Origin of the sequence: Streptomyces sp. NPDC091292, from assembly GCF_044757265.1 — a bacterium.
Taxonomy (GTDB): domain Bacteria; phylum Actinomycetota; class Actinomycetes; order Streptomycetales; family Streptomycetaceae; genus Streptomyces.
In genome coordinates, this window is the sequence record NZ_JBIVUQ010000016.1 from 63,625 (window position 1) to 88,373 (window position 24,749).

General features: G+C 70.2%; 18 protein-coding genes. 6 read left to right on the top strand and 12 right to left on the bottom strand.

Translation table 11 applies throughout. From position 1 onward, the window contains the following. The first annotated feature begins 222 nt into the window (after window positions 1–222). Window positions 223–939: a hypothetical protein gene (locus ACIQNU_RS32480; RefSeq protein ID WP_401373233.1), complete on the top strand. Its 717-nt coding sequence runs from the start codon at window positions 223–225 to the stop codon at window positions 937–939. A gap of 6 nt (window positions 940–945) precedes the next feature. On the opposite strand, the gene ACIQNU_RS32485 is transcribed toward ACIQNU_RS32480, so the two are convergent. Further along, complete coding sequence (locus ACIQNU_RS32485) at window positions 946–2,310, bottom strand: right-handed parallel beta-helix repeat-containing protein (RefSeq protein ID WP_401373234.1); 1,365 nt, start codon at window positions 2,308–2,310, stop codon at window positions 946–948. 87 nt (window positions 2,311–2,397) lie between these two features. Between ACIQNU_RS32485 and ACIQNU_RS32490 the strand changes: the two genes are divergently transcribed. Then, window positions 2,398–3,561: a Dyp-type peroxidase gene (locus tag ACIQNU_RS32490; RefSeq protein ID WP_401373235.1), complete on the top strand. Its 1,164-nt coding sequence runs from the start codon at window positions 2,398–2,400 to the stop codon at window positions 3,559–3,561. Window positions 3,562–3,630: 69 nt separating this feature from the next. Here ACIQNU_RS32490 and ACIQNU_RS32495 read toward each other — a convergent pair whose 3' ends face one another. After that, entirely contained in the window at window positions 3,631–4,926 is a 1,296-nt protein-coding gene (locus ACIQNU_RS32495) for a lanthionine synthetase C family protein (RefSeq protein ID WP_401373236.1), read from the bottom strand. Continuing rightward, window positions 4,923–8,054 (bottom strand): lantibiotic dehydratase, encoded by a 3,132-nt coding sequence (locus ACIQNU_RS32500; RefSeq protein ID WP_401373238.1) that lies wholly within the window; start codon window positions 8,052–8,054, stop codon window positions 4,923–4,925. The genes ACIQNU_RS32495 and ACIQNU_RS32500 overlap by 4 nt, the downstream gene beginning before the upstream one ends. 257 nt (window positions 8,055–8,311) lie before the next feature. Here ACIQNU_RS32500 and ACIQNU_RS32505 point away from each other — a divergent pair, with 257 nt between their 5' ends. Beyond that, window positions 8,312–8,455: a hypothetical protein gene (locus ACIQNU_RS32505; protein WP_401373240.1), complete on the top strand. Its 144-nt coding sequence runs from the start codon at window positions 8,312–8,314 to the stop codon at window positions 8,453–8,455. A gap of 333 nt (window positions 8,456–8,788) precedes the next feature. Here ACIQNU_RS32505 and ACIQNU_RS32510 read toward each other — a convergent pair whose 3' ends face one another. Continuing rightward, a complete protein-coding gene (locus ACIQNU_RS32510) occupies window positions 8,789–9,823 on the bottom strand; it encodes a zinc-binding alcohol dehydrogenase family protein (protein WP_401373242.1) in 1,035 nt (344 codons plus the stop codon). 221 nt (window positions 9,824–10,044) lie between these two features. On the opposite strand from ACIQNU_RS32510, the gene ACIQNU_RS32515 reads away from it, so the two are divergent. Continuing rightward, window positions 10,045–10,452 carry a VOC family protein gene (locus tag ACIQNU_RS32515; protein WP_401373244.1) on the top strand — a complete coding sequence of 136 codons (408 nt, stop codon included), beginning with the start codon at window positions 10,045–10,047 and terminating at the stop codon, window positions 10,450–10,452. A 21-nt stretch (window positions 10,453–10,473) separates the two neighbouring features. Here the strand turns inward: ACIQNU_RS32515 and ACIQNU_RS32520 are convergent, their stop codons facing one another. Next, window positions 10,474–11,463, bottom strand: coding sequence for an NAD(P)-dependent alcohol dehydrogenase (locus tag ACIQNU_RS32520; RefSeq protein ID WP_401373424.1), 990 nt, complete (start codon window positions 11,461–11,463; stop codon window positions 10,474–10,476). Window positions 11,464–11,814: 351 nt separating this feature from the next. Here ACIQNU_RS32520 and ACIQNU_RS32525 point away from each other — a divergent pair, with 351 nt between their 5' ends. Continuing rightward, window positions 11,815–12,411 carry a GPP34 family phosphoprotein gene (locus ACIQNU_RS32525; RefSeq protein ID WP_401373246.1) on the top strand — a complete coding sequence of 199 codons (597 nt, stop codon included), beginning with the start codon at window positions 11,815–11,817 and terminating at the stop codon, window positions 12,409–12,411. 202 nt (window positions 12,412–12,613) lie between these two features. On the opposite strand, the gene ACIQNU_RS32530 is transcribed toward ACIQNU_RS32525, so the two are convergent. Beyond that, window positions 12,614–13,219: a hypothetical protein gene (locus tag ACIQNU_RS32530; protein WP_401373248.1), complete on the bottom strand. Its 606-nt coding sequence runs from the start codon at window positions 13,217–13,219 to the stop codon at window positions 12,614–12,616. Window positions 13,220–13,500: 281 nt separating this feature from the next. Between ACIQNU_RS32530 and ACIQNU_RS32535 the strand changes: the two genes are divergently transcribed. Next, entirely contained in the window at window positions 13,501–15,015 is a 1,515-nt protein-coding gene (locus tag ACIQNU_RS32535; protein ID WP_401373426.1) for a GMC family oxidoreductase, read from the top strand. A 17-nt stretch (window positions 15,016–15,032) separates the two neighbouring features. Here ACIQNU_RS32535 and car read toward each other — a convergent pair whose 3' ends face one another. The 6 genes from car to ACIQNU_RS32565 all read right to left on the bottom strand — a co-directional run bounded on the left by car (window position 15,033) and on the right by ACIQNU_RS32565 (window position 24,746). Next, window positions 15,033–18,431, bottom strand: coding sequence for a carboxylic acid reductase (gene car, locus ACIQNU_RS32540; protein ID WP_401373249.1), 3,399 nt, complete (start codon window positions 18,429–18,431; stop codon window positions 15,033–15,035). Window positions 18,432–18,502: 71 nt separating this feature from the next. Next, the gene (locus ACIQNU_RS32545) at window positions 18,503–20,164 is read right to left on the bottom strand and encodes a carbamoyltransferase N-terminal domain-containing protein (RefSeq protein WP_401373250.1); all 1,662 of its coding nucleotides are present in this window, start codon (window positions 20,162–20,164) and stop codon (window positions 18,503–18,505) included. An 80-nt stretch (window positions 20,165–20,244) separates the two neighbouring features. Continuing rightward, window positions 20,245–21,486, bottom strand: a complete 1,242-nt coding sequence (locus ACIQNU_RS32550) for a cytochrome P450 (protein WP_401373252.1) — start codon at window positions 21,484–21,486, stop codon at window positions 20,245–20,247. A 27-nt stretch (window positions 21,487–21,513) separates the two neighbouring features. After that, entirely contained in the window at window positions 21,514–22,935 is a 1,422-nt protein-coding gene (locus ACIQNU_RS32555) for a class II 3-deoxy-7-phosphoheptulonate synthase (protein ID WP_401373254.1), read from the bottom strand. A 40-nt stretch (window positions 22,936–22,975) separates the two neighbouring features. Next, window positions 22,976–23,905: a diiron oxygenase gene (locus ACIQNU_RS32560; protein WP_401373255.1), complete on the bottom strand. Its 930-nt coding sequence runs from the start codon at window positions 23,903–23,905 to the stop codon at window positions 22,976–22,978. Window positions 23,906–23,918: 13 nt separating this feature from the next. Further along, a complete protein-coding gene (locus ACIQNU_RS32565) occupies window positions 23,919–24,746 on the bottom strand; it encodes an aminotransferase class IV (protein WP_401373257.1) in 828 nt (275 codons plus the stop codon). Window positions 24,747–24,749 lie beyond the last annotated feature (3 nt).

The window sequence follows — 24,749 nt, forward strand, 5'->3', positions numbered from 1 at the left end:
CTACGCTTTTGCCAACCCGGCAAATGCAGGCGTGAGCATACAAGTTGACTGAGCGTCATGTCCGGTAAACGCAGAGTTTGATGGTGCCGCGGCGGATACCTGTTACAGTCGCGCCGCGTGCGGACCATCAGAGCGCGGACCATCAGAACGCGGGGCGTCGACAACAAGCGGAGTCGCGTGGGGAGCGGAGCAGGCAGGCGCCGGTGGCCGAGGTGGCGGTGGGTGGCAGCCGCCGTCATCGGTATCGCGGCTGCCGCGACCACCACCGTCGTCCTCCTCGGCGACAGCGGTGGCCCCACCGGCCCGCGGGCGCTGACCTCGGACGAGGTGAACAGGCTGGCGATCACACGGTTCCTCAACTACCAGGCGGGGGGCCGGGCGGTGACGATCACGGTGCCGAACACCTCTGGCGGGCTGGTCATCACCGGGTCCATCGACTACCGCACCCACACCGGTTACGGGGTGGTACGCGGGACCGGGCGCGACACGTCCAGCGACGGGCTGATCCAGTGGACGACCACCACCGTCCTCGTTCACCCCATGACAGACCCCCCGGCAGCCGCGCCCGCGTCGCCGCCCGCGTCGGGTTGGCACAGCCGTCCGCTGCAGAGGTCCGGCATGGCCCTGGACAGCTCGCTGGCCATCGCGCTCAGCCTCGGGAACGACCGGCCGGACAACGCCGCACTCCTTCCGCAGAACGGCGCCGCATGGGTCGGGCAGGACGAAGTGCACGGCCACCGGACGGACATCATGAGAGGGCCGGACGCCGACACCAAAGCCACTACGTCACAGACGGTGCGCTACTGGATCGGCGCGGACGGCACCATGCACCGGGTTCAGGCCAGTCTCGCCTCTGAACCGCAGCCGGTGGTCTTCGACTTCGACAGGCGGAAGTACGTCCCCGTCCAGCCGGTACCTGGAACCACGGCGGCGCCGTAGCACCGTTCACGACGTCCGCACCCGCGCGCCGGCGGCGAGCAGCGAAGCCGACGGCAGCGCGATGTCCGCGACGTCCGGCAGCGCCGGAACGTCCGGCACATCGGTGGCGCCGGTGGAGGTGGCCCGCGGGAACTCCGGCTGCGGGCCGGGCGCGGCCACCTCGGTGAAGGGGATGCCCGCGGGGGCCGTCGGACGAGTCCAACTGCCTGAGGGGGTAACGGACTTGGCGGGCACCGGACAGGACGCCGAGTCCGCGAGCCCTGCGGGTACGGTCGTGCGAAGCACGTTGCCCCGCAGGCAGTTGCCCTGTCCGCGAGTGGCGGTGGGAAACGTCCAGCCGACGTCGATGCCGTTGCCGGTGAAGGTGTTGTCCGTGATCCGGTTGCGGTCCGCCGTCAGATCGGCGGTCGCGGTGATCACGAGCCCGGCGTGGGTGTTGCTGGTGATCCGGTTGCGGATGAACTGGTTGTCGCTGCCGCCGTCGACACCGATACCGAGGCCCCAGCCACCGTCGGCCTGTACGGGGGTCCGGGCCTGCTGGTTGTCCGCGATCAGGTTGCCGGCGACTACGGCGTCGCGCTGCGGGAGTAGCTTCTCCTGGTGGTCGGAGCTGGTGGTCAGTCCGACGCGGTTGCCGACGAGACGGTTGCCGACCACGTACATGTCGCCGCTCGCGTTGGTGCCTTCGTAGCCGACCGCGTTGAGTTCGGCGACGTTGTCCCGCACGACGATCCGGCACGGCTTGCACTGACCGGCATAGATCCCTGAGTCCGCGCCGCCCGATGTGTAGGAGTGCTCGATGACACCGTTCTGCGCGGAGAACGCGTAGATGCCGTACAGACCGTTGCGGGTCGCGGTCACATGGGAGACCAGGAACGACTTCAGGAGGCTGACGGGTTCGTCGCCCGTGTCGTAGCCGCCGCTTCCCGGCAGCCCCGCGACCGCCGCCGCGGAGCCGGTGACCAGCACCCCGTTCTGTGTGTTCTTCCGCACGGTCAGGTTCTCCACGGCCACCCCGGGCGCCGTGACGACAACGCCGTTCGGCCGCCGCAACTGCCCGTCGATGACCACCTTTTCCCGGGACTCGCCCCGCAGCGTGATGCGGGCCGTGTCGATCTTCACCGACTCGTGGTACACACCCGGAGCCACCAACACGAGGTCGCCGGGTTTGGCCAGGGACACCGCGGCCGAGATCGTCGGGGCGTCGCCGGGCACACGGATCGTCACCTGCGCACCCTCCGGCCGCCGGCCCTTGTCCGAACCGTCGTCGCCGCCGGAGCCACCACCACCGCCGCCACCACCGCTGCAACCGGTCACCAGCGTCAGTGCGCCCAGTAACGCCGCCATCACGCGAAGAGCTGATCGAGACATGATCCCAGTCTGGCACGACGGCCAATTCCCCGCCGGAACAGTGAAGTTGAGCGGGCGGACACCAGGCGGGTGTGGCACTCTCACTTCATGCACCGCGCCGATCGCACTCCGTCACGCCGCGCGTTCCTCGATGCCACCGGCGCCACGGTGGCCGCCGGACTCCTCGCCGGGTGCACATCGGACTCCGCCCCACCGGGCCGGCCCGCCCCTTCCCCACCGGCCACGCCCACGCCCGCGCCGGTTCCGGCGACGGGACGGCATCAGGCGGGCGTCACACTTCCCCGCTCGGCGCAGCACAACCTGCTGGCCGTGGTGGCCGACCTCGGCGCCGGGGTGGCGCCCGGCCCCTTGCTGGCCGAACTCGGCGACACCGTCCGCGCCCTCACCACCGGATCCGACTCGCGTCTCCTTGGCCTGTCCCCGGGTGATCTGACCGTGACCGTCGGCGTGGGTCCGCGGCTGGTGCGGACGGCCGGTGCTTCACTGCCTGGCGCGGCCGACCTCCCCCGGTTCTCCCGCGAGCGGATCGCCCCGCCGGCACGCGGCGGTGATCTGCTGATACAGATCTGCGCCGGCGACGCACTGCTCGTACCGGTCGCCGCCGCCGCGCTGCTGGACCAGGCCGGCGACCGCGTCCGTGAACGGTGGCGGCAGACCGGACGCCGCGGTGCGGACGTCTCCGTCGCCAAGGGCCTCACCGCACCGCGCAACCTGCTCGGCTTCATCGACGGCATCGTGGGCCCGCACACGAGCGCCGAGCAAGAGCGTGACCTGTGGCTGGCCGGGCCCCCCTCGGTCGTCGGCGGCACGCTGGCTGTACTGCGGCGGATGGAACTCGACCTGACGCGGTTCGCCGCCCTGTCCGTCGCCGAGCAGGAGGCGGTCTTCGGGCGGCGCCGGGACAGCGGCGTACCCCTCTCCGGCGGGACCGTCGCCTCGGGCCCGGAACTCGGCGCCAAGACGCCTGACGGCCGCTATCTCGTCCCTGTGGACGCACATGTCCGCAGGGCGAACCCCACCGTGGTCGGCGTAGGCCACATGCTCCGCCGTTCCTACAGCACCGACGAGCCCGCGCCCGGTCTGCTCTTCATCAGCTTCCAGAACGACCTGCGGACCTTCACGGCCACGCTCAGCCGCATGGACGCCTCCGACGCACTGCTGCCCTTCACCACCACGACGGCCAGTGCGACCTTCCTGATCCTCCCCGGGTTCGACCAGCAACGCCCGCTCGGTTCGCCCCTGTTCGACTGACTCCGCCGCCGTGCCGGGAGTTCCGTGGTGGACGACGCGTTCACCCTGCGGGGGGGGCGTCGGCACGGGTCAGCACAGGAGGAGGGCGGCCTGCCAGGGCAGTTCGCCGAGCGGCGCCTCGGGGTATTTCGCGTAGTGCAGGGCGAGTGCGGTGCCGGCTGCTCCGTCGAGGAAGCCGGGGCGGTGCACGACGGGGCCGCCGCCGGGTGTGGCGGCCGTCCACAGGAAGGGTTGTGCGGGATCTCCCGCGGCCTCCAGTTCGTCGGTCAGTGCCGGGATCCGCGTGGCCAGCCGGTCTCCGCCGGGCTCCTGGGACATCAGGGCCGCGATCGTGGTGAGCCCCGCCAGGCCGTGGCAGAGGGTGGGGTCGGCGAGGTCGCGGCGGTCGCAGGCGGTGGCGACCGCGGTCACCGCCTGGCGGTTCCAGTCCGGTTCCTTCAGTGCCAGCGCGGCCAGTTGGAGGGCTCGGGCGACACCGGGGGTTCCGTAGCACCAGCCCGTGCGGGCCTCGGTCAGGTCGGGGCGTCCGCCGGAGGCCGCCGTCAGTTCGGCGTGCAGCGGGACGATGTTGGGCCAGCCGATGCCGTCGGGGCTGCGGCGGGCCAGCAGCCACTCGGCGATGGTGCGGATGGCCGCTTCCTGACCCGGTACGCGTACGCCCGCGCGGTGGGCGAGGGAGAGCAGGGCGAGGGGGCCCGGGATGCCGTGGGCGAGACCGGCGTTGAAGTGCCCGCCGGGCACTCCGTCCGGCTCGCTGAGCAGGACCGGGTCGGCGGTCCACCAGCCGGGCACGGTCCTTCCGCCGGGTTCGGTGACCGGGCGGGTGAGCGCGACTAGGTGGGCCAGGACCAGTTCGGTGGTGTCCCGGTGAGGGGGTCCGGCCGCCAGGAGCAGCCGCCCCAGGCCGGCCAGGCCCGCCACCACGTCGTAGTCGAGCATCCTGGCTCCGGCCCGCCGGGCCGCCACCCTGGCCGTGTCCCGCTCGACGAGTTCGCGGGCGCGGAGGGCGACTTGGCTGTCCAGCTTGGTGAGGAGCGCCGCGTACTCACCGGGCTTGGTGACGGCGGTGCGGGCGGCGAAGGCGACCGCGGGCAGTCCCGCGTACAGCCCTTCGCGTGCGGGCCTGCTCACCCCGGTGACCGCGGCCGTCAGGTGGGCGTGCGCGGTTCGCGCGTGCGCGGGATCGGTGTGGGCCAGTGCCGCGAAAAGGAGTCCCACCCCGGCGTGGCCGTCCGCGAGGGACTGGGGGTGCCAGAGGGACCGGGTCTCGGCCGACTCGGGGGTCTGGGCCGCGGTGACCTGTGCGGCCAGGGAGACCGGATCGGCCAGGCGCTCGGTGAGCAGCGTGATCGTGTTCTCGGTCATGCTCCGGCCCTTTCACGGTCGAGATGTGCCTGGATCGCGCCCCGGGCGACCGCCAGGGTCTGTGCCTCGGCCGTACGGTCCGTGCCCAGGCGCCGGTTGCAGTGCATGTGGACGAGCGAGGCGAGCACCGCGTCCGGGGAGACGCTCAGCGTGCCGCGGTGCTGCTGCTCGCGCACCAGTCGTCCGAAGCGTTCCGGCGCTGTGTGGTGTTCGTGCGTCTCCGGGCCGTCCGATGTGATGCGCGCCAGGGCCGGTTTCCTTCGTGCCGCGAATGCCTGGTGGTGCTGTTCCCGCTTGGGGTACGTGGTGGTGATCCACTGCCGCCAGTCCCCGCCGTAGCCCCGGTGGAAGGCGTGCACCAAGGCGCTCACGTCGTGTGCGGCGGAGAGGATGCGGTCGGAGGCCGGGGCCGCGAGCCGTTCCAGGACCAGTCGGCTGTCCGCGTGGAACACCTCCTCGGCCGCGGTGAGCAGGGCGGGGCCGCCGTAGCGCTCGGTTTCGGGGGCGTAGCTGTCGATGCGCAGGCCCCGGGCGAGGCCGTCGGCGGCCAGTTGTCCGGCCAGGTCGTGGAGTTGGGGCAGCAGTACGTTGTTGAGCAGGGCCGGGTCGCCGTGGATTCGCAGCCGCAGGTGGGGGTCCGGGTCGGCGTACCGGATGAAGAACCACCGGTCGACGCCTCCCGGTTCCTTGCCCCGGGAGGGCAACGCGGTCAGGAAACGCTGCAACGGCCCGGTCAGGACTTCATCCTGGCGCTCGGCGGAGGTGTAGAGCGTCGCGTACAGCCAGGGGCCACCGGGTGGGATCTCGCCGGTGCCTCGCCGGGCCGTGACGCGTACGGGCTTCGCGGGCCGCGGCTGGGGCCGGGGGTGCTGCCGGCGGGGTGTCAGGGTTACTACGGCCTCCGCCTCGTGGGCGCCGCCCGGTCCGTGCAGCCAGCCGGCGTCGGGGTCCTGGGCCAGGGGAAGCTCGTGGACCTCGGCGGCGCCCGTGCGTGCGCACTCGCGGCGCAGGATCTCCCGGTGCGCGGGGACGGTGAGGTTGAGGGGGATGCGGTGGTCGCCGAGGGTGAGCTGGACGTGGTCGGGTACGCGCCACAGGGAGCGCCATTCCTCCAGGGACCGGCTGGTCTCAAGGCGCCAGCGGGCCGGGGTGAGGACGGTGCGGCCCACGCGTACGGCGGGCAGGAACGGCAGGTCCGCGGCGGCGCCCCATTCCCACAGGTGCCACTGCCTGGGGCCGAACGCGGCGGCTTCGATGAGGAAGCGCACCGCGTTGGGCGCGGTGCGCTCGCGGTTGAGTACGTGAAGTGCCGACGGGGCCAGCTCGCGGCCGAGCGAGGCGGACACGAACCGGAAGCCTTCGGAGTCGGCGGAGACGGCGATGTCGTCGAGGGTGAGGTCGGTGGTGCCCGGCGCGGCGGGGCTGGGGTGGGCACCGATGACGAGGCGTCCGTCGAGCCAGGTCGGCACCTGGGCGACGTTGGCGTGCCGGTGGTGCGATGCCTGGTGGTGGACCTGGACGGGGAGGCGTCCGGTGTCTTCGCGCGCGGTCCGTACCGTCTGCCGGACGGCTGCGGCCTGTGCGGGCTCGAAGAGGTGGGCGAACCTGCCCATGAAACCGCCGGAGGCGGTGGCCGCGCCGTTGAGGAGGAGCGTGAAGTCGCCCCGGTCCATCGCGGCGGCCGACTCCGCCGCGATCTGCACGACGAGTTCGATGGCGGGCGGCGGCACGGTGCCGGTGAGGGCGTCGCCGTCGGTGGAGTCGCCGTGGTCGGCTGCTTCCAGTCTCCGCAGCCACTGCTCGTCCAGGACGGCCTCGCGTGATCCGCGTGCCTGCGCCTCGGCCGCGATACCCAGCAGCAGCCGCTGCCGTTCGGCTCCCAGGGGTGCGGGCCCCGGGTCGGGGCGGTGGCTCGGGGGCAGTCGGTATCCGGCGGGGGCGCCGAGGCCGATGTCGGGGTCGAGGAGTTCCTTGACGGGGACGTGGCGCCCCAGTCCGTACCGTTCCACGAAGTCCTGGTGGTACGTGGTCAGCCGCCCCCTTCCCGGAGGCGAGAGGCGCCACAGTGCGGCGGCGGCGCGCTCCAGTTCGCGGGCCACGTGGTGCGAGAGGACTACGGTGCCGTCCAGACGAAGGTCCACTTGGACGGCGTGCCCGCTCGCGACGGCGTCCTTGGTCTCCTTGGGCAGGGTGTCCTTGACGGCCCCGGCGGCTGCCCCAAGTGCCTTGTGCCAGGCGGCCCTTCCCTCTCCCAGCGGGGCGCGGACGTAGTCGTCGAGGGATGTGCGCAGTTCGGCGATGCGCTGGGCGGCGGGGGTGGCGGCCGGGAGCAGCGCCTCGACGTGTGCCAGCGGATCGGGGGCGTCCAGCGGCGGACGCAGCTCCGTCAGGAGCACCTCCGCGCCGATGAGCTGCGCGACGAGACGGGCCACGGCGCCTTCGGGCGCCCCGGGGAAGGCCGCTTCGACCTCCCGCACCAGGTCCTCGCAGCGCAGGGGCCGGGCGGCGGCCTCCAGCACGGCGCGTACGACCGGGGTGTTGCGCAGTGTCCGTGAGGTGGGGCGGTCGCCGCCCGGCGGGCCTGTCGTGTCCGAGCCGGGTCCGGCCGGCGCGAACGGCAGGACCAGGCGCCCGCCGCGCACGAAGCACAGCCCGTTGGCCACCACGCTCAGCCCTCGGTGCACGGCCGGGTCGCGCTCCCACTCGGCGATCAGCCGGGCCAGCAGTCCGGCGTCGAGCCGTGCGGCTTTGTGTCCAGCGCCGGTGAGTTCGCCTTTGGTCGCCGCCCCGAAGGAGCCCCACAGGACACCCGCGAGCAGGCCGAAGGGGGTGGGCCGCGACGCGGCCCTGAGCAGATAGCGGGTGACGGCTCGATGGGCTTTGCGCAGGTCCGAGGCGGTTACGGGCGTGTTCGCGAGGACGGCGTCGACGGTCCGGGCGAGCGAGGGGCTGGAGACCTCAAGTGCCTCCCGGAATCGTGCGTCGGCGACCAGTTCCGCGAGTTGGGCACGGAGTACGCCGACGTCTGCGGGCCCGCTCGACTCGCCGCCGTTCTCGTCCGGCCTCCCTCGCTCGCCCAACTGCCAGGTCCCGCGGGCCCTCGACCGTGCCAGGAGCGGCGCTCTCACAAGAACTTCGTCCTCGCAGTGGAACACCGGTTCTGCGCTTCGGCCACGCCGCATCTGCACCACTCCCGCTTACCGACTTCCCCATGAAACAGTCTCGATAATCCCCGGCTTTTCTCCCCAGGAGTGCCGTCACACTAACCCAGACATACTCCCCTCGTAACCCCTTGACTCCGTCCGCTATCCGTATCTAGATTCCGCTTCTGTCACCTCAGGTGACGATTCGATCGGTTTCAAAGGTTCCCCAGGAAGGAATTCCCATGCCCGAAAGCATGACTCAGGACCTCTTCGACATCGACCTCACCGAGACCGCCATCCAGGACGTCGCGCAGGACAGCGCCGCAGGCGCGATCTCCGGTGACGAGTCCTGCTTCCGCACGTGTACGACCTGCTCAATCTGCTGACGCAGGCCAGGTGAAGGGCCGGTTCCGACGGTGTCCGGCACGGTCGGAACCGGCATCACCGCGACCGCCCACGGCCGCAGGAGGCCAAGGGCAGCCCCCTCGTCCTTTCCGTTGCCGTAGTGGCGCCATGACGGTGCCACGGTGGCAGATTTTCGGCCATTCCCCGCTCTCATGTGAACCGGAAAGCGATCCGGTTCGTTGAATGCGCGGGAGAGTGAACTGAAGCGAAGGGATAAAGGGCTCTCATAAATCAGGTGGGCGCCCACTTGTCGCAGCCTTTATGGGATTGCCGGTTTACGGTAGGTGTCGGCTCCCTGTTCTTCGCCGCCGACGTCAGCCGGGTACCAGTACGGCGGCGCCGTTGACCCGGTCGGCCGCCAGATCCGCGAGCGCCCGGTCGGCGCGGCTCAAGGGGTAGGGGCTCACGGTGACCTGGATACCGATGCGTTCGGCCAGAGCCAGGAAGTCCCGGCCGTCCTGGCGGGTGTTGGAGGTGACGCTGCGCAGATTCCGTTCCTGGAACAGGTGGCGCTGATAGTTGAGTACCGGGATGTCGGAGAGGTGGATGCCGGCCACGGCAAGGGTGCCCGACCGGTCCAGGGCCTCCAGCGCCACCGGCACCAGGTCACCGACCGGGGCGAAGAGGATCGCCGAGTCCAGTGGCTCGGGTGGCTGGTCGTAGGCGCCGCTCGCCGACGCCGCGCCGAGTTCCAGGGCGAGCGCCCGCGCCGCAGCCGACCGGGTGAGCACATGGACGGTGGCGCCCTCGGCGAGGGCTACCTGGGCGGCGAGATGGGCCGACGCGCCGAAGCCGTACAGCCCCAACCGCCCGCCGCCGTCGGGCAGGGCGCTGCGCCGAAGCGCCCGGTAGCCGATGATGCCCGCGCACAGGAGAGGCGCGAGCGACGCCGGGTCCCGCTCCTCCGGCAGCCGGTAGGCGAACGCTTCCGGCACCACGGCCGTCTCGGCGAAACCGCCGTCCGCGTCCCATCCCGTGTACGTGGACCGCGGGCAGAGGTTCTCCCGGCCGGACCGGCAGTACGCGCACGTCCCGCAGGTGCCGCGCAGCCAGGCCCCGCCCGCCCGGTCACCCACACGGAACAGGCCGACTCCTTCACCCACGGCCTCGACCCGGCCGACGATCTCATGGCCGGGAATCGTCGACGGGCGGTGCGGATCGAGGTCCCCCTCGGCGAGATGCAGATCCGTGCGGCACACACCGCATGCCTCCACCCGCAGCAACAGCTCTCCCGGGCCGGGCGCGGATGTCTCCCGCAGGACTCGGCTCAACGGCCCGGTGTCCATCGGCCCCGGTTCCCTTACGGCCCAGCCGCTGTGCGCGGCAGGCGCGGACGCGAGATCAGCCACGGTTCAAGCCTGCGGTGCAGGCAGGGCCGGGGCAAGTCCGGCCGGGACGCAACCACCGTACGCACGGCCTCGGTGTCGCCGCTGAGGTGGGCGACCGCGTCCTGCCTCCGGCCTTGCGGGCCGGGCCCGGAGCCCTTCCGTGGACCACCTTCACTCCGGCCTTTAAGATCCAAATGTGAACGGGGACACGAAGGTGCCCGCACGGATGGGGGAAGAACAGCATGCTCAAGGGAGTCGCGACGGTCAGCCTGTTCGCTGAGGACGTCGATCAGGCCAAGGCCTGGTACACCGAACTGCTCGGGGTCGAGGCGTATTTCCACCGGTCCGGGCCGGACGGGCGCACGGCGTACGTGGAGTTCCGGATCGGGGACCGGCAGACCGAGCTGGGGATCATCGACCGGCGGTACGCGCCGCGCCCGGCGGCGCCGGAGGCGGGCGGGGCGATCCTCTACTGGCACGTGGACGACCTGGACGCGACGCTGGACAAGCTCCGGGAGCTGGGGGCGAAGGAGTACGAGGCGCGCACCGAGCGCGGACCGGGCTTTGTCACCGCTTCGGTGACCGACCCGTTCGGAAACGTCATCGGTGTCATGCACAACCAGCACTACCTCGACGTGCTCGGAGGCTGAAGGAGCGCGCGACCCCGTACGTCAGCGCACGGTGATCACGGTTTTGCCGCGGGAGTGACCTTCCTCCATATGGCGCATGGCCTCGGCCGTTTCGGTCAGGGGGAAGGTCCGGCCGACCACGGGTGTCACCTGACCGGACTCGACGAGTGCGGTCACGGTGAGCAGGTCCTCGTGTGCCGGACCGTTCGGGGTCGCGGGGATGATCGGGCGCAGGGTGTGTCGGGTGACCGAGTTGACCGCGGCTACTTTCAGCATGGAGCCGATCGCCCCGAACACACGGCCGGGTGAGCCGCCGCCGTTCGCCACCAGGATTCCGGTCGGGGTGAGCGACCGACGCAGTCTGCCCGGTGGAAGGTTGCCGACGTTGTCCAGGATCACGTCATAGCGGGTGTGTTGGTCGGCGAAGTCCTCGCGGGCGTGGTCGATGACGTGCGCGGCGCCCAGTGAGCGCACCAGGTCGGCGCTGCCGGCGCTGCACACCGCGGTGACCTCCGCGTCCAAGCCGGCCGCGATCTGTACGGCGAAGGTGCCCACGCCGCCGCCCGCCCCGTTGACCAGTACCTGTTGCCCGGCGCGGACCCGGCCCACGGTCCGGATGCCGCGTAGTGCTGTCACTGCCGCCATCGGCACGGCCGCGGCTTGCTCGAAGGACAGCCGTTCGGGCTTCGGTACGAGCAACTCCGCCGTGGAGCAGGCGTATTCGGCGAACGCCCCCGTGCAGAAGCCCAGTACCGGAGTGCCGGGCCGGAGTGCGTCGACGCCGGCACCGACGGCCTCCACCACGCCGGCCGCGTCGATGCCGGCCACCCGGCACTTCGGACGGCTCACTCCCATGCCTCCCATGAGCCGCGCCGCGTACGGGTCGCCGCGCATCATGTGCCAGTCGTAGGGGTTGAGCGCGGCGGCGTGCACACGAACCAGCACCTGGCCGGCCCCGGCCTGCGGCCGGTCCACTTCCCCCAGCCGCAGGATGTCCGGCGGCCCGAACCGCTCCTGGAGCACTGCCTTCATCGCCCCGCCCCCCATCTCCTCGATGCCGTCGCGACTCAATGCCGTCACGACTCAATGCCGTGGCGACCGGCACATGTCCGCCGCACGGGTGAGGGCAAGGTAGGCGTACGCGGTATGGCCGTCAATGGCCGCCGACCGCCGGGGACGGGGTCAGAGCGGGACGGGCCTCTCAGCACGGGATACGTGACGGTGGGCTCAGCGTGAGGCCCGCCCCGGGTCTGACGCGCGCGGGGCGGGACCGCCGACGTCGGCGGCGGAAACCACCGCCACCCCCGCGACGGCTTCGACCTCACGGACGGGGCGATACTGGATGTGACGCACCCTTGTCGACGTCTGCGAGAGGAGCCGTTCATGACCACGGCGAAAGACCTGTTCATCGTCGCCATGGACACAGAACATTCCGTGGGCCAGGGTGACCTCTCGCTCGCCCTCGCGGGAGCCGAGCTGATCGATCTCATCGGCACGGGGGTGGTGGCCGTGGACGGCGACCGCATCGTGCCGGGTGGGGTGTCGGTCCTGGACGATCGCCTCATGAGCGCGGCAGCGGCAGGGCTCACGCGGCAGGCACCCTACGAGCGCGTCGAAGACTGGCTCTGGCGCCGGGGCAAAGACCTTTCGGCCACGTATCAGACCGCGCTCGAAGAAGACGGTGAGCTGACGCGGAAGCGAGGCCGCCGGATGCCGTTCGGCTCGGAACGCGTGGCAGCGGTCGACACGTCCGCGCACCACCGGGCAACCGAACGGTGGCGGGAAGATCCCGTACTGGCCGCTCTCGCCTCGGCCGCGGGCATCGGCGATGAACGATCCGACGACGAGCCCGGGTTCGACGACGAGGCGGTGACGACCGTGGTGGCGGTTGTCCACGACGCGGTGATGGAGTTGGAGGCCGTACGTCAGAGGCGGTCCATAGAGAGGGCGGCCTTCTCCAACGTCTGGCGGGGACCGTGAGTCGAGTCCGGGTGCGCGGCCGAATCCGGAGGTGAGGACGAGCGACAGCCGGAGGATCGGCTCCCATGCAGCACCCGTCCTGCACATCCGGTCCGTCGCATTCCAGCCCCCGTGACTGCACGGTCCATCGAGGGAGTCGGGGTCACGGGCCGCGACCTGTGGCGTATGTGTGTGTCCCCCGTCGGCACCGGCACCGACGGTCTCAATGACTTGAAGACGCCACGGGCAGCTCGCAGGGGCAGGGCCGGTACTCCAGGCCGAGTTCGCCGTCGACGGCACGGCTGGTGCGGGTGGCGGCGTCGGCCACCTGCTCCCACGTGCCGTATTTGGCGTAGAGCTGGTCGGCCGTCGGGCCGAGGGGGTTGCCGTACTTGGCGATGTTGCGTGCTTCGAGCTGCCGGACCTCGTCGGCGGACATACCGGCCCGGGTGATCTCCTTGGCGTCGTTGCGCATGTCCACCAGGTGGCGCGCGATCTCCTCGGGACTGCGGCCCGCGGCACGCATGTCGCAGCGCACGCGGTCCATCTCGCCGATCAGAGCGAGGTAGTTCATGCGGATTGCTCGGGCTTCGCGGCGTTCTTCCGGTGTCTCGGCGCGGATCTGGCACACGACCGGTTCCGCGCTCGTGCACGGGCCGGTGGCGGGCGGGGCTGTGGACAGCGGGGCGACGACGACGGCGCCGCCGCACGCCTCGGCGCACGCGGCTGGTGCTGCGACGACCGCTGTGGGCAGCGTGGTGGCGGCCAGGAGGGACAGGAGGACTGCGGCGCGTCGCAGGCCGCGCGGGGTGCGGGAGAGCGTGGGCATGCGGGCAGTCTCCGGAAGAGTCGCTGACCGCTGCCCGCAGGCGCGTCCGGGGTTCACGCGGACGAGTGACCCGGGTCGTCCGTTTCTCCTGCGAGCCGATCTCGCGCCGGCCTCGAAACATTCCCCGGCAGAGCGTTTTGTCTCATCGAGGTTGTTGGGGGGCGATTCACAGAAAGTGACCCGCCCGAAAGTCCAACTGTAGTACAAAGGGGCGAGTGATAGTCCACTCGGCGCTGTGTCACCGAGCAAGGGGGTTTGCTGTGGAGAAATACAGCTACATAGTGGTCGGGGCGGGCACGGCTGGGTCCGTTATGGCGGCCAGACTGAGCGAAGATCCCTCCGTGAGTGTGCTGCTCTTGGAGGCAGGGTCGAGTGAACGGCCGGGCGACGAAAAGGGCGTTGCCGATCTGTGGGGAAGTCGGTTCGACTGGGCTTTCACCAGTGTGCCGCAGGTAAATCTGAATGATGTGCAGGTGCCCATTCCACTCGGGCGGACACTGGGCGGCTCCAGTTCCACAAATGGCTTATACCATATACGCGGCCACCGCTCAAGCTACGATGCCTGGGAGAAATCCGGGGCCCAAGGGTGGGATTTCGAGGCTTTGCTGCCCTCCTTTCGCCGGAGTGAGCAGACCACGGGAATGGATACCCAGTGGCGCGGAACTGATGGCCCCATGGTGATGGAGCCTCCGACCCCACTTTCTCGCGACACCTTTTACAGCGCGGTCCTGAGCGCGGCGGAAGAGGTCGGGCACAAGAGCCTCGTCGACGGGAACGGTGCCGAGTCGGAGGGAGTGGCACCGACAGAGATCAACCTGGTCCGGGGGAAACGCCAGAGTGCGGCGGATGCGTACCTGCGGCCTGTCCAGCACCGTCCCAACCTGACCGTGACAACGGACGCCACGGTCCATCGGCTGCTGGTGGAAGACCGCCGTTGCGTCGGTGTCGAGTACGTTGTCGACGGTCAGAGCCTCCGGGCGGGCGCTGACCGCGAAGTCGTGCTGTGCGCCGGGGCGGTCGGGTCACCTCACCTCCTGCAACTGTCGGGGATCGGTCCGGCTGCCCGTCTCCGCGAAGCAGGGGTCGAGGTCGTTCACGATCTGCCGGGCGTCGGAGGCAATCTCCAGGACCACACCTATGCGCATGTCGGGTTCGCCACGTCGGCCCCTGTACCGGCCGCCAGTCCGTACACGCCGCACATTCTCACCCGTAGTTCAGCGACCGCCGAGCCTGATATCCAACTCATCGCCGTACCACTGCTTCTACCGGTCCGGGACGCTTCCGCGAAGCTCGAACCCTGGGGCAGTGGCTCCTGGACCCCCTCGGGTGTAAACGGCTACAGCATCGCCTTTTCTTTTATGCGACCCGAGAGCCGGGGGTCGGTGCGGCTGGCCGGCCCGGACCCGGCCACGGCTCCGCTGATCGACCTGGGGCTCTACACCGAATCCCGTGATCTGGACCGCATGGTCACCGGCCTCCGCGCCGCTCTGGCTATTGGCCGCGCCGATTCCCTGGCCCCGTTCCGCCAGGGCGAAGAAGCATTCGGCCACCCGCTGGAAACGGTGAGTGACATGCAGGATTACGTCAAACTCGCAACGGGAAGTTACTTCCACTTGGCCGGCACGTGTGCGATGGGAACGGGATCGCAGGCTGTGGTCGACTCGGACCTGAAGTTGCACGGAGTTGAGGGAATCAGGGTGGTGGACGCATCGGTAATGCCATCACTCCCCGCGGCAAATACCAACGCCACTGTCCTGGCGGTCGCCGAAAGGGCTGCGGAAATCATCCGGTCCTGATAACACCGGAGTCACGGTCAGGTGGTCATCAAGCGCCGCAAGTCCGTCACGTACTTGCGGATGAGGGTCGGCGACAGGCGCGGCACATCCCCGTCCACTCCCAGGCCGGCCTCATGGACGGCCTCCCTGAAGCGCACCGACGGAACGTCCGAACCGGGCACAGCCGCTTCCGGTTCCTGGAAGCCCCGTAGCAGAGGAAGGAGGGAGTGCTGGCGCTGCTCCTCCGGCAGGTTGCGCAGGGCGGCTTCGACGCGGACGCGCCAGTCACCGTAGTCCGCGATGCGCTCGACACCGTGGCCGTCCTCGATGAGCCACTCCACGAACGTGTCGAGTGAGATGCCGTCATCGTGCGGGTTGACCAGGCTGAAGGTCCGGTATCCGGAGGTGCTCCGTCCCAGCGTGACGACCGATGCGGCGGTGAAGTCGACGGGCAGGCCGTCGTAGTGGGCCCGCCGCCCCTCGCCGCTGTCAGTCCGGTAGAAGGAGAGCGGGGCCACGCCCGTCGCGAGGAGACTGAACAGCAGTCGGCTGAACATGTCGTGCACGTTCAACTGCCCGGTGTACCGGCTGTGCGCGAGGATCATGTTGGAGCGGAACACCGTCACCGGCAGGTCGCACAGGTCGTACGCCTCCCGCAGCAGCACCTCCCCCGCCCACTTGCTCGTCGTGTACCCGCCGGCGTACCCGTCGTCGACAGGCTGGACCGGCAGCGCGGCGCGCACGTCGGTGTCCTCGTCGAGTGGCTGTCCCCTCCGGGACCTGGACACGGCCACGCTGGAGATGTACGTGAATGGTTTGAGCCGTTCGGTCAGGGACAGCCGGATCAGCTCCGCCGTGCCGAGGACGTTGGCGTCGAACAGGTGGTGGTAGGGCAGCACGTGGTTCACCAGGGCGCCCGCGTGGACGATCAGGTCCACCTCACCGGTCAGCCGTTCCCACGTCTCCTCGTCCAGGCCCAGCCTCGGCTCGGCGATGTCTCCTGCGAGCACTTCGAGGTGCTTCGCGGCCAACTCCTCGAACGTACAACGCAGTTCGGAGCCGTCGGCGCCGAAGGCGCCAGCGAGTCGCTGTGCGGCGGCGGCCGGGGCCTTGCCGCGGACCACGACGATCAACTTGCCGTCGCCCGGGGCCAGCCGATGGAGTCGATGGAGCCACTCAAGGGCGAGGAAGCGCCCCAGGTATCCGCTCGCGCCGGTCAGCAGGACGCGGCGCGGCTCCCCGGCAGGGCGCGGAAGGCGACGGGCGCCGTCGAGAGTCGCCGTATCGATGAACCGGCCCAGAACGAGGTCCTTGGCGTGCGCCTCTGTCGCGTCCTCGCCGTGCACGGACGCGAAGGTGGGCCGCACCGCGGTGGCCGCACGCTTGGACGCGACGTAGGCGGCAAGCTGCCGCAGGTCGTGCGCGGGGCTGATGATGACGTCGACCGGTACCCGGACGCCGAAGGTGTCGTGCAACAGGTTCGACAGTGACACCGCGGACAGCGAGTCGCCGCCGAGGTCCCGGAAGTGCGCGGAGGGACTCACCTCTGTCATGGAGCCCGTCAGCAGCGCCCGCGCGGCCCGCTGGACCGTTTCCAGCACCGGTCGGTCGCCGCCTGTGCGGCGCAGGTCGAGCAACTCCCGGGTCTCCTGGGCCGACATCTCGGCGTACAGATGCTCCAGTCGCTCGCCGTAGCGCTCCACGAGCCGGGGCGACAACAGCTTTCGCTGGTCCGACAGCAGGCCGTTGGCCTGGCTGAACGGCTCGGCTTCGAGCAGGAGGCCCTTGGGGATCTCGTACGAGTGGAGGTCCGAGTCCTTCGCGATGCGCCGGAACGACTCGTGCAGCAGTTCTTCGAGGCGTTCCCGGTCGTCCCCGTGCCGCTCCAGGGCATCCGGGGTGGGCACGACGACGGCGAGGAGGTAGGAGCGCTCGCTGTTGCCGTAGAGGAAGATCTGCCGCACCGACGGGCAGGCGGCGAAGAGCGATTCCAGCCGGGCGAGCGCCACGAACTCGCCCTGGGACAGCTTCAGGACACTCGCGCGGCGGTCCACGACGGCGATACGGCGTGGACCGAGCTGGGCGACGATGTCGCCGGTCCGGTAGTAGCCGTCCTCGTCGAAGAGTTCCGCCGTCAGCTCGGGCTGCTTGTAGTAGCCGGTGATGCCGTCGGCCTTCAGCAGAAGCTCGCCGCGCGGGTGGGGGGCGTCGGTGCGGAAGTAGCCCAGCTCGGGCACGTCGACCAGCTTGTAGTCGATCACCGGCGGGTACAGCAGCTCGCCGTTGAAGGCGATGCCCGCGACCTCCGTGGAGCCGTACGCGTTGTTCAGGGGCATGCCGAGGAGGGCCTCGGTGAACTCGGTGAGTGTGGCGGACAGCGGCGCGGAGCCGCAACTCGCCGAGGCCACGCGCCCCCCGAGAACGTCCTCGCGGAGACGGTCGCGCACTTCTGTCGCGGCCCGCTCCGGGTCGGTGCCCGTGGAGATCAGCCGGTCCAGCTCGCTCTGGTAGAGCTGGTGGAGCATCTCGCACACGCGCGGCACGAGGTACAGCTCGGTGGGCCGTACGAGAGCGATGTCCTCGAAGAATGTCGACAGGTCGCTGCCGGCGGTGAAGTAGCTGGTGCCGCCGCGTGCCAGTACGTTCACCAGCAGGAAGTGGCCCGCGAAGTGGCTCAGCGGCGTGTAGTTGATGGTGGCTATGTCCTCGCCGGTCTTCTTCGTCCGGTCCTCCCACATCACCCTGGCGAGCCGTTCGGTGTACATCGCGCCCTTCGGCGTTCCCGTACTCCCCGAGGTGTAGACGAGCATCGAGAGGGGATCTTCGTCGTCGCCCGGTATGTACGGCGGTGCCTCGGGCAGGTCCGCGCCCCGGTCGAGAATGTCCGCCAGGGCGACGACCTCCACGTCCCGTCCCGCCGCGGCCAGGCTGTCGCGGGCGGCGGCGAATCGCTCCGCCTGGTCATCGGCGCGCGGGTGGTAGTCGAACACGACCAGCCGCTGGACCGAGGGCGTGTGCCGGACCAACTCGGTCGCGGTGCCCAGCCGTTCGATACTCGCGGCGACGAGGACCGGCTCGGTCTCGGCCATGATGGACGTCAGATTCCCGGTCGACGCACTGATCTGCAACGGAACGTTGACGGCTCCCAGACGACCGCACGCCAGATCCAGTGTCGCGTAGTCCCGGCTCGTGAAGCCGAGGAGAGCCACACGGTCGCCCGCGGCGAGGGGGCGCCGGGGATGGTGGTGCCATTCGCTCGCCACCGCGCGGATACGGCTCCACAACTGCCGGTAGGTGGTCATGTCGTAGCGCGGCAGCAGACGGGACGAAACGCGCCCGGTCCGGGCGTCCCGCACGAACTCCCTCGCACGCTCACCGACGGCGGGCCGGTCCGGATGGCGCTCAAAGGCGTGTGCCATTACTTGCGCGAGTCGCACGGTGATCTCCGCGTCGGATAGGTGGCGAACTTGCCCGGGGACGGCCGGCCTGTCGGTGTGTCGGTGTGTCACTACCCCATACGGGGGTTCGTATAGAGCGTCCCCTCGGACCAGATGTAGCGCGTCCCACCCCACCTGGCGGCCGACTCGACATCGGGGAAGAAGCCCCGTCCCTCAAGGTTCGCGCTCGTGTTGCACAGTACGGGTACTCCGCTGATGTCCGCGTAGGCGGTGAGGATGCGGGCGGTGTCGGTGTCCTGGGTGGCCGCGATGGTCTGGAGCCGGGCGGTGCCGTCCAGGTGGACGACCGCCGGGACGCGTTCGGCCCAACCGGGCCGCATGGTGTGCTCGAAGATCATGTAGGGGTCGGGGGTGCCGGGGGCGAAGACCTCCGGCGCGCGGTCCTCCAGGCAGATGGGCGCGACCGGCCGGTACGAGGCCCGGTTCTTGATGTCGTTCAGCCGGTCCTTCATCCGGATGTCGGTCGCGGGCGCCAGGATGCTCCGGTTGCCCAGCGCGCGCGGGCCCAGCTCCGCCCGGCCGGAAAGGACGACCACCGGTTCACCCTCGGCGTGCAGCAGGGCGGCCAACTGCCGCTCGTCACAGGGCTGTTGCCGCCAGCCGTCGGGAAGTGTGCCCGTGGTGATCCGCGGCCCGCTGTACACGTCCCACTCCAGCGCGGTCCGGCCGCGCCGGAACATCTCACAGGCCGCTGTTCCGATCGCCGCGCCCGCGTCGTTGGGGAAGGGCGGGACGAAGACGTCCTCGAAGACGCCGCTGGCCCGAATGGCGGTGTTCCACTTGATGTTGAGCGCGCAGCCGCCGCCGAGCACCAGGTGGTGGCCGCCGTCCGGGAAGCGGCTGCGCACCGCCGAGGTGAGCCGTTCGAGCAGGTGGCGGCCGATGTATGCCTGATAGGTGGCGATGAGGTCCGCGTTGGACAGGCCCGGCATCAGCTCGTCCCGGTTCGCGGCGACCTTGTCGCCCAGCATGCCCACCTTGTCGACGGGAAGGTCGCGGAACTCCGCCATGAGGCCGTCGAAGACGGCGAAGGCACCGGTCTCGACCCGGCCCATCGCCGCGTACGCCATGGCCTTCCCCGCGACGGAGAGGTGTTGGCGGATGTACCGGTCCGACGTGATGTCGTCAGTGTTGAGCAGGTACGGCTCGAACCGCGAGCAGAAGGCCGCGAAGCTGTTACCGAAGACGGGCATCAGGGTCTCGACGAAGGTCACCTCACGGGTCGCGGCCCGCACCTGGTAGAGGCGCGGCGTGACCAGGCCGTCCCAGACCACGACGAACGCGTCCTCGCCCCGGGCGGCGAACGGGCTGGAGCAGTATGTGCCGATGAGGTGGTTGGCGACGTGGGTGTAGCTGGCGTAGTCGTCGAGGCCGTGGCCGCTGAAGGTGTGGCGTTGCAGCGGGCCGTCGTCGCCAGGACTCTCGACGTACGGTGCGACGCGGAGCTGTGCCGGCAGACCGCCGGCGTGCACGCTCACGGCGATCTCGCCCTCGGCGTTCTTCGTGTACCAGCCGTCGACCACGAACTGGTCGATGTCGGCGGGTGCCAGACCCTCGGCGGCGAGGATCTCCGTCACGCGTTCCAGGTTTCCGAGGGAGCTGTAGCGTTCGCCGTTGTTCAGCTTCTCGATCTCGTAGCTGAAGAGAAGGCGGCCGTCTTCGATGACGGCGACCCCGCCGTCGTGCGATGCCTTGATCCCGCAGATGAGCATGTGGTCAGCCACACCTTTCTGGCCGCATGGCGGCCTGGAGTTTCCTTCATGCGACGCCACTCAGATCCGTCAGACACGACCTAGCGGCGGTTCAGCCGTACCGGCAATGAATGGAGCCCGCGAATGATCGTGCTCGTGCGCCACCGCAGTTCCTCGGGGTCTGCCGCGAGCCTCATCGCGGGGAACGCGTCGAGCAGCGCGCCGAACGCGACCCGCACCTCCACCCTGGCCAGCGGCGCCCCGAGGCAGTGGTGGATGCCGTGTCCGAAGGCCAGATGGCCGCCGTCGGTGGGCCTGCGGATGTCCAGTGCTTGCGGGTCGTCGAAGCGCTGGGGATCACGATTGGCGGAGGCGATCGCCAGTAGTACGAAGTCGCCGGCCGGGATCTCGACGTCACCTATGGTCAGGGACTCCGTCGCACACCGGAAGGAGGCGTGCTTCAGCGGGCTCTCCAGCCTCAGGAATTCCTCGACCGCGCCGGGGAGGAGGGAGCGGTCCTCGCGCAGTGCTTCCCACTGGTCCAGATTCCGCATCAGGTGGAGTGTGCCGTTGCCCAGGGCGTTGAGGGTGGTCTCGAAACCGGCGATGAACAGCAGGTAGGCCGTCGAGACCAGTTCGACCTCGGACAGTTGGTTGTCGACGTCGTGTGCCGAGACCAGGGCGGCGAGGATGTCGTCGGTGGGCATGCGGCGTTTGCGTTCGATGAGTTCGCCGAGGTACTTGAGCACCCCCGTCGCGGCGGCGGCAGCCGCTTCCGGCGAGTCACCGGAGACGAGCGCCTTGGACCAGGACTTGAAGTTCTCCTGCTCCTCGATCGGCACACCCAGCAGCAGACAGATCACCCGGATCGGCATCGGGAACGCGAAGGCGTCCAGCAGGTCCACCGTGTCGTCGTCCGGGAGGGCATCGACCAGCCCGCCGGCGATCTGCTCGATCTCCGGCCGGAGCACTTCCACGGCGCGGCTGGTGAATGCCTTGCTCACGAGCTTGCGCATCCGGGTGTGGTCCGGCGGGTCGGCGTTCAGCATGTGGCTGGAGAAGGCCGGTGAGAATCCGGCGCGCCTGTTGTGGTCCGGCTCGTTCTGCGCGAACAGCCGGTCCATCCGGTTCAGATCGGTGCTCAGCCGGGGATCCGCCAGTGCGGAACGCACCGCGTCGTATCCGGTGATGAGCCAGACCGGCAGGCCGCCGCACACCGGGACTCCGGGGGGCATCATCACGCGGTGCGCCGAGCCCCCCTCGGCGCTGAGCTTCGCGTACACCGCGTAGGGGTCCTGCACGAACGCGTCGTCGAGTTCCAGCGGGGCGGAATCCTGATCCATGGGTCTTCCTCGGAGATGTTGTCGGTTTCACGTGCCGGACGAGGCGGGAGAACTGCCGTGGTGTGCCTGCCGGGCCGCGGCATCCACCGCCGCGTCCGGCGCACCGGTGCCGGTTGCTCCCGGATGGAACATCTCGGCGACCAGGAAGGCCAGGTCGAGCGCCTGGTCTGCGTTGAGGCGGGGGTCGCACGCCGACTCGTAGTTGCGGTGCAGGTCGTCGAAGCCCAGGTCGGCGCCGCCGCCGACGCACTCGGTCACGTCCTCGCCGGTCAGCTCGATGTGCAGTCCGCCGGCGTGCGTACCGAACGCCTTGTGCACCTCGAAGAAGCCGGCGACCTCGGCGACGATGTCGTCGAACCGCCTGGTCTTGTGTCCGCTGGGCGCCTCGAAGGTGTTGCCGTGCATCGGATCGCACACCCACACCACCGGCGCGCCGGAAGCCGTGACCTTCTCCACGAGCTGCGGCAGCAGGTACCGCACGCGGTGCGCCCCCATGCGCACGATGAACGTCAGCCGGCCCGGCCGCCGGTCCGGGTCGAGGCGGTCGATGAGGGCCAGCGCCTGCTCGGGTGTGGTGGCAGGGCCCAGCTTCACCGCGATCGGGTTGTCGATGGTCGCGAAGTAGGCGACGTGCGCGCCGTCCAGCTGTCTGGTGCGGTCCCCGATCCACAGCATGTGGCCGCTGCCCGCGTATCTGCGGCCGGAACGCGGGTCGCGGCGGGTCAGTGCGGCCTCGTAGTCGAGCAGCAACCCCTCGTGGCTGGCGAACAACTCCGTGGTGGGTAGCCGATCGTCGCCGCACGCGTTCCCGGAGGACAGCGCCTGCGCGATGCGACCGGCGAACTCCTCGTAGCGTTCACCGACAGGCGAGCGTGCGACGAAGTCCTGGCTCCTCCGGTGCAGTTGGCGCAGGTCGGTGCCGCCGCGGGCGTATGCGCGCATGACGTCCAAGGTGTAGCGCGACACGTCGTACATCCGCAGGAGCCGGGCCGGATCCGGCAGTCGTTCGGCCTGGCTGAAGCCGATGCCGTTCACCGCGTCGCCCCGGTAGACCGGCAGGGTGCGTCCGGCGACGGTCTCGGTCGGCCGGGATCGGGGCTTCGCGTACTGCCCGGCCATCCGGCCCACCTTGACCACCGGCACCGCCGACGCGTGCGCCAGGATCACGGCCATCTGTTGCAGGAGCCGCAGTTTGCTGTGAATCACCCGCGTCGAAAGGCAGTCGAAACGTTCGGCGCAGTCGCCTCCCTGCAACAGGAACGCTTTGCCCTCTGCCGCCTGGGCGAGTCGTGCGGTGAGCGTGTCGCACTCCTGTGGCTTGACCAACGGGAGCAGGGCCGCCAGGTGATCGACCACCTCGTCCAGCTCGGCCGTGCTGGGCCACTCCGGCCGCTGATGGGCGACGAGTGTCCGCCAGTGCGCGGCGGCTTCGCCGGTGAGGGTCAACATGGTCTCCGTCCGCTTCTCCTGGCTGGGCGGCGCGAGGCCGTCAGCGCCGGACCGTCTCGACGAGGTCGTGGCTGATCCCCAGGTCGTCGAGCAGCAGTTGCAACGGTCCGGTGTCCCGTGCGGGCGCGGGCCGGGACGCGGCCCACTCGCTCAGCTGATCGGTGTCGATCGCGAACCCGCCCTGGGCCGCCACGGTCACCCACGGTTCCAGGTCCGCGGAACGGAACGCGGTCAGACCGGTGACGAGCGCTTCGCGGAACATACGCTGCTGTGCGCCGTCCAGGTTCATGTAGAGCGAGCCGCACAACTCGCGGAACACCACCGCGTGTCCGCTCTCGTCCCGCCGGTGCAGATCGGTGGTGATCCGGTTCATCGGCTGGATCTCCTGGGCGGTGGCGAGTGCGGAGAGGAATCCGCTGATCGTCGTCTCGGCGGCCAGGGAGAACGCGATGTCGACGATGTCGCGGTCGAACCCGGACATCCCGGCGCGGACCGCGTCCCGTCCCTTGACGACCGACCAGACGCGCGGCGCGAACCGCACGTCCTCCAGGCCGCGCCGCCTGCGGGTGACGCCGACGGCGTTGTGGCACATCAGGATGTGGTAGTGCTCATCGATGATCGTCTGGTGCAGCGCGTCGACGGCGACGTCGTCGCGGCGTACGGGGATCCGGTCCCGCAGCATCAACCGGCAGGCCGGCAGGATGATCTCGTCCTCGATGGCCGCGGTCTTGGCGTTGTACGCGATCCACGCGGCGGACAGGATGCGCGCGCGGGCGTCCCGGTCGAGCCGGTCGGCACCCGGCAGGCCCAGCACCGGGACGAGGTGATCGGGGAAGTCCGGCAGAGCCGCGTCGAAGTGACCGTCGAGGTCCAGCTCGTCCTTCTTGACGGCCACCCGCTTCCCCCAGCGGAGCGTCAACTGCGCCAGCAAGTCGCGCTCGTACGCGGGCAGTTCACGTGCCGCGGTCATCGGGAGGCCTCCTTCATGGGTGCACCACGGGAATCAGGCCGGCGGCTGCCGGAACGGCGAGCGCGGCGAGGCGGGACTGCCAGCGCTCGGCCGCCGCGGCGTCCGCGTCCTGGAACCGGCCCAGCCCTTCCGTGACCGGCCGGATGCCGTACAGGGCGTTCAACGTCCATACGGGTACGTCGGCGAGGTCCGGCGCGGTGGCCCGCTCGGTGACGACCTGGTGGCCTGCCGTGGCGGCGAGTTCGCCGAGCAGGGCGCGGGTGATGCCGGGGAGCAGGCCGGGGCCGGACGGTGGCCCGCACAGCGTGTCGCCCCGCCACCAGACGATGCTCGTGGACGCTCCTTCGAGCACTTGTCCTTCCGTCGAGACGAGCAGCGCCTCGTCGGCTCCCGCCGTGGCCGCGGCGGTGCGCAGGGAGGCCAGGTGGTCCAGGTCGGCGCCCTTGACGGCCGGCAGCCGTCGAGGGTCAGGGCCGGCCCCGGTCCACAGCCGGACGGTCGCGATGCGCGGTGGCGCGGGGCGCAGCCACATCCGCAGTCGTGTTCCGGACCCGGTCTCCACGAGTTCGACGCGGGGAAACCATCGGCCTCGCGCGGGCAACGACCCGGCGACCGCCCGCAGGAACCGGTTCGTCTGTTCCGCTCCCGGTCCGGAGAACCGGTCGCAGGCCGAGGCGAAGCGTTCGGCGTGCCGGTCGAGTCCCCGTACCCGCCCTGTGTCCACGAGCCAGGAGTCGATGACCAGCAGCGTCCCGGCGGCGTCGGCCGTCGACCAGCCGCCGTCGGCGTCCCACCACTGGCGGACGCCCTGCGCGGTCGCTGTCCCCGTCGGTGTGCCCATCGC

What these genes read in the sequence shown, in the direction of transcription:
- ACIQNU_RS32485 (WP_401373234.1), bottom strand. Translation starts at nt 2,310, where the DNA reads ATGTCTCGATCAGCTCTTCGCGTGATGGCGGCGTTACTGGGCGCACTG.
- ACIQNU_RS32490 (WP_401373235.1), top strand. Translation starts at nt 2,398, where the DNA reads ATGCACCGCGCCGATCGCACTCCGTCACGCCGCGCGTTCCTCGATGCC.
- ACIQNU_RS32495 (WP_401373236.1), bottom strand. Translation starts at nt 4,926, where the DNA reads ATGACCGAGAACACGATCACGCTGCTCACCGAGCGCCTGGCCGATCCG.
- ACIQNU_RS32505 (WP_401373240.1), top strand. Translation starts at nt 8,312, where the DNA reads ATGCCCGAAAGCATGACTCAGGACCTCTTCGACATCGACCTCACCGAG.
- ACIQNU_RS32515 (WP_401373244.1), top strand. Translation starts at nt 10,045, where the DNA reads ATGCTCAAGGGAGTCGCGACGGTCAGCCTGTTCGCTGAGGACGTCGAT.
- ACIQNU_RS32520 (WP_401373424.1), bottom strand. Translation starts at nt 11,463, where the DNA reads ATGAAGGCAGTGCTCCAGGAGCGGTTCGGGCCGCCGGACATCCTGCGG.
- ACIQNU_RS32525 (WP_401373246.1), top strand. Translation starts at nt 11,815, where the DNA reads ATGACCACGGCGAAAGACCTGTTCATCGTCGCCATGGACACAGAACAT.
- ACIQNU_RS32530 (WP_401373248.1), bottom strand. Translation starts at nt 13,219, where the DNA reads ATGCCCACGCTCTCCCGCACCCCGCGCGGCCTGCGACGCGCCGCAGTC.
- ACIQNU_RS32545 (WP_401373250.1), bottom strand. Translation starts at nt 20,164, where the DNA reads ATGCTCATCTGCGGGATCAAGGCATCGCACGACGGCGGGGTCGCCGTC.
- ACIQNU_RS32550 (WP_401373252.1), bottom strand. Translation starts at nt 21,486, where the DNA reads ATGGATCAGGATTCCGCCCCGCTGGAACTCGACGACGCGTTCGTGCAG.
- ACIQNU_RS32555 (WP_401373254.1), bottom strand. Translation starts at nt 22,935, where the DNA reads ATGTTGACCCTCACCGGCGAAGCCGCCGCGCACTGGCGGACACTCGTC.
- ACIQNU_RS32560 (WP_401373255.1), bottom strand. Translation starts at nt 23,905, where the DNA reads ATGACCGCGGCACGTGAACTGCCCGCGTACGAGCGCGACTTGCTGGCG.
- ACIQNU_RS32565 (WP_401373257.1), bottom strand. Translation starts at nt 24,746, where the DNA reads ATGGGCACACCGACGGGGACAGCGACCGCGCAGGGCGTCCGCCAGTGG.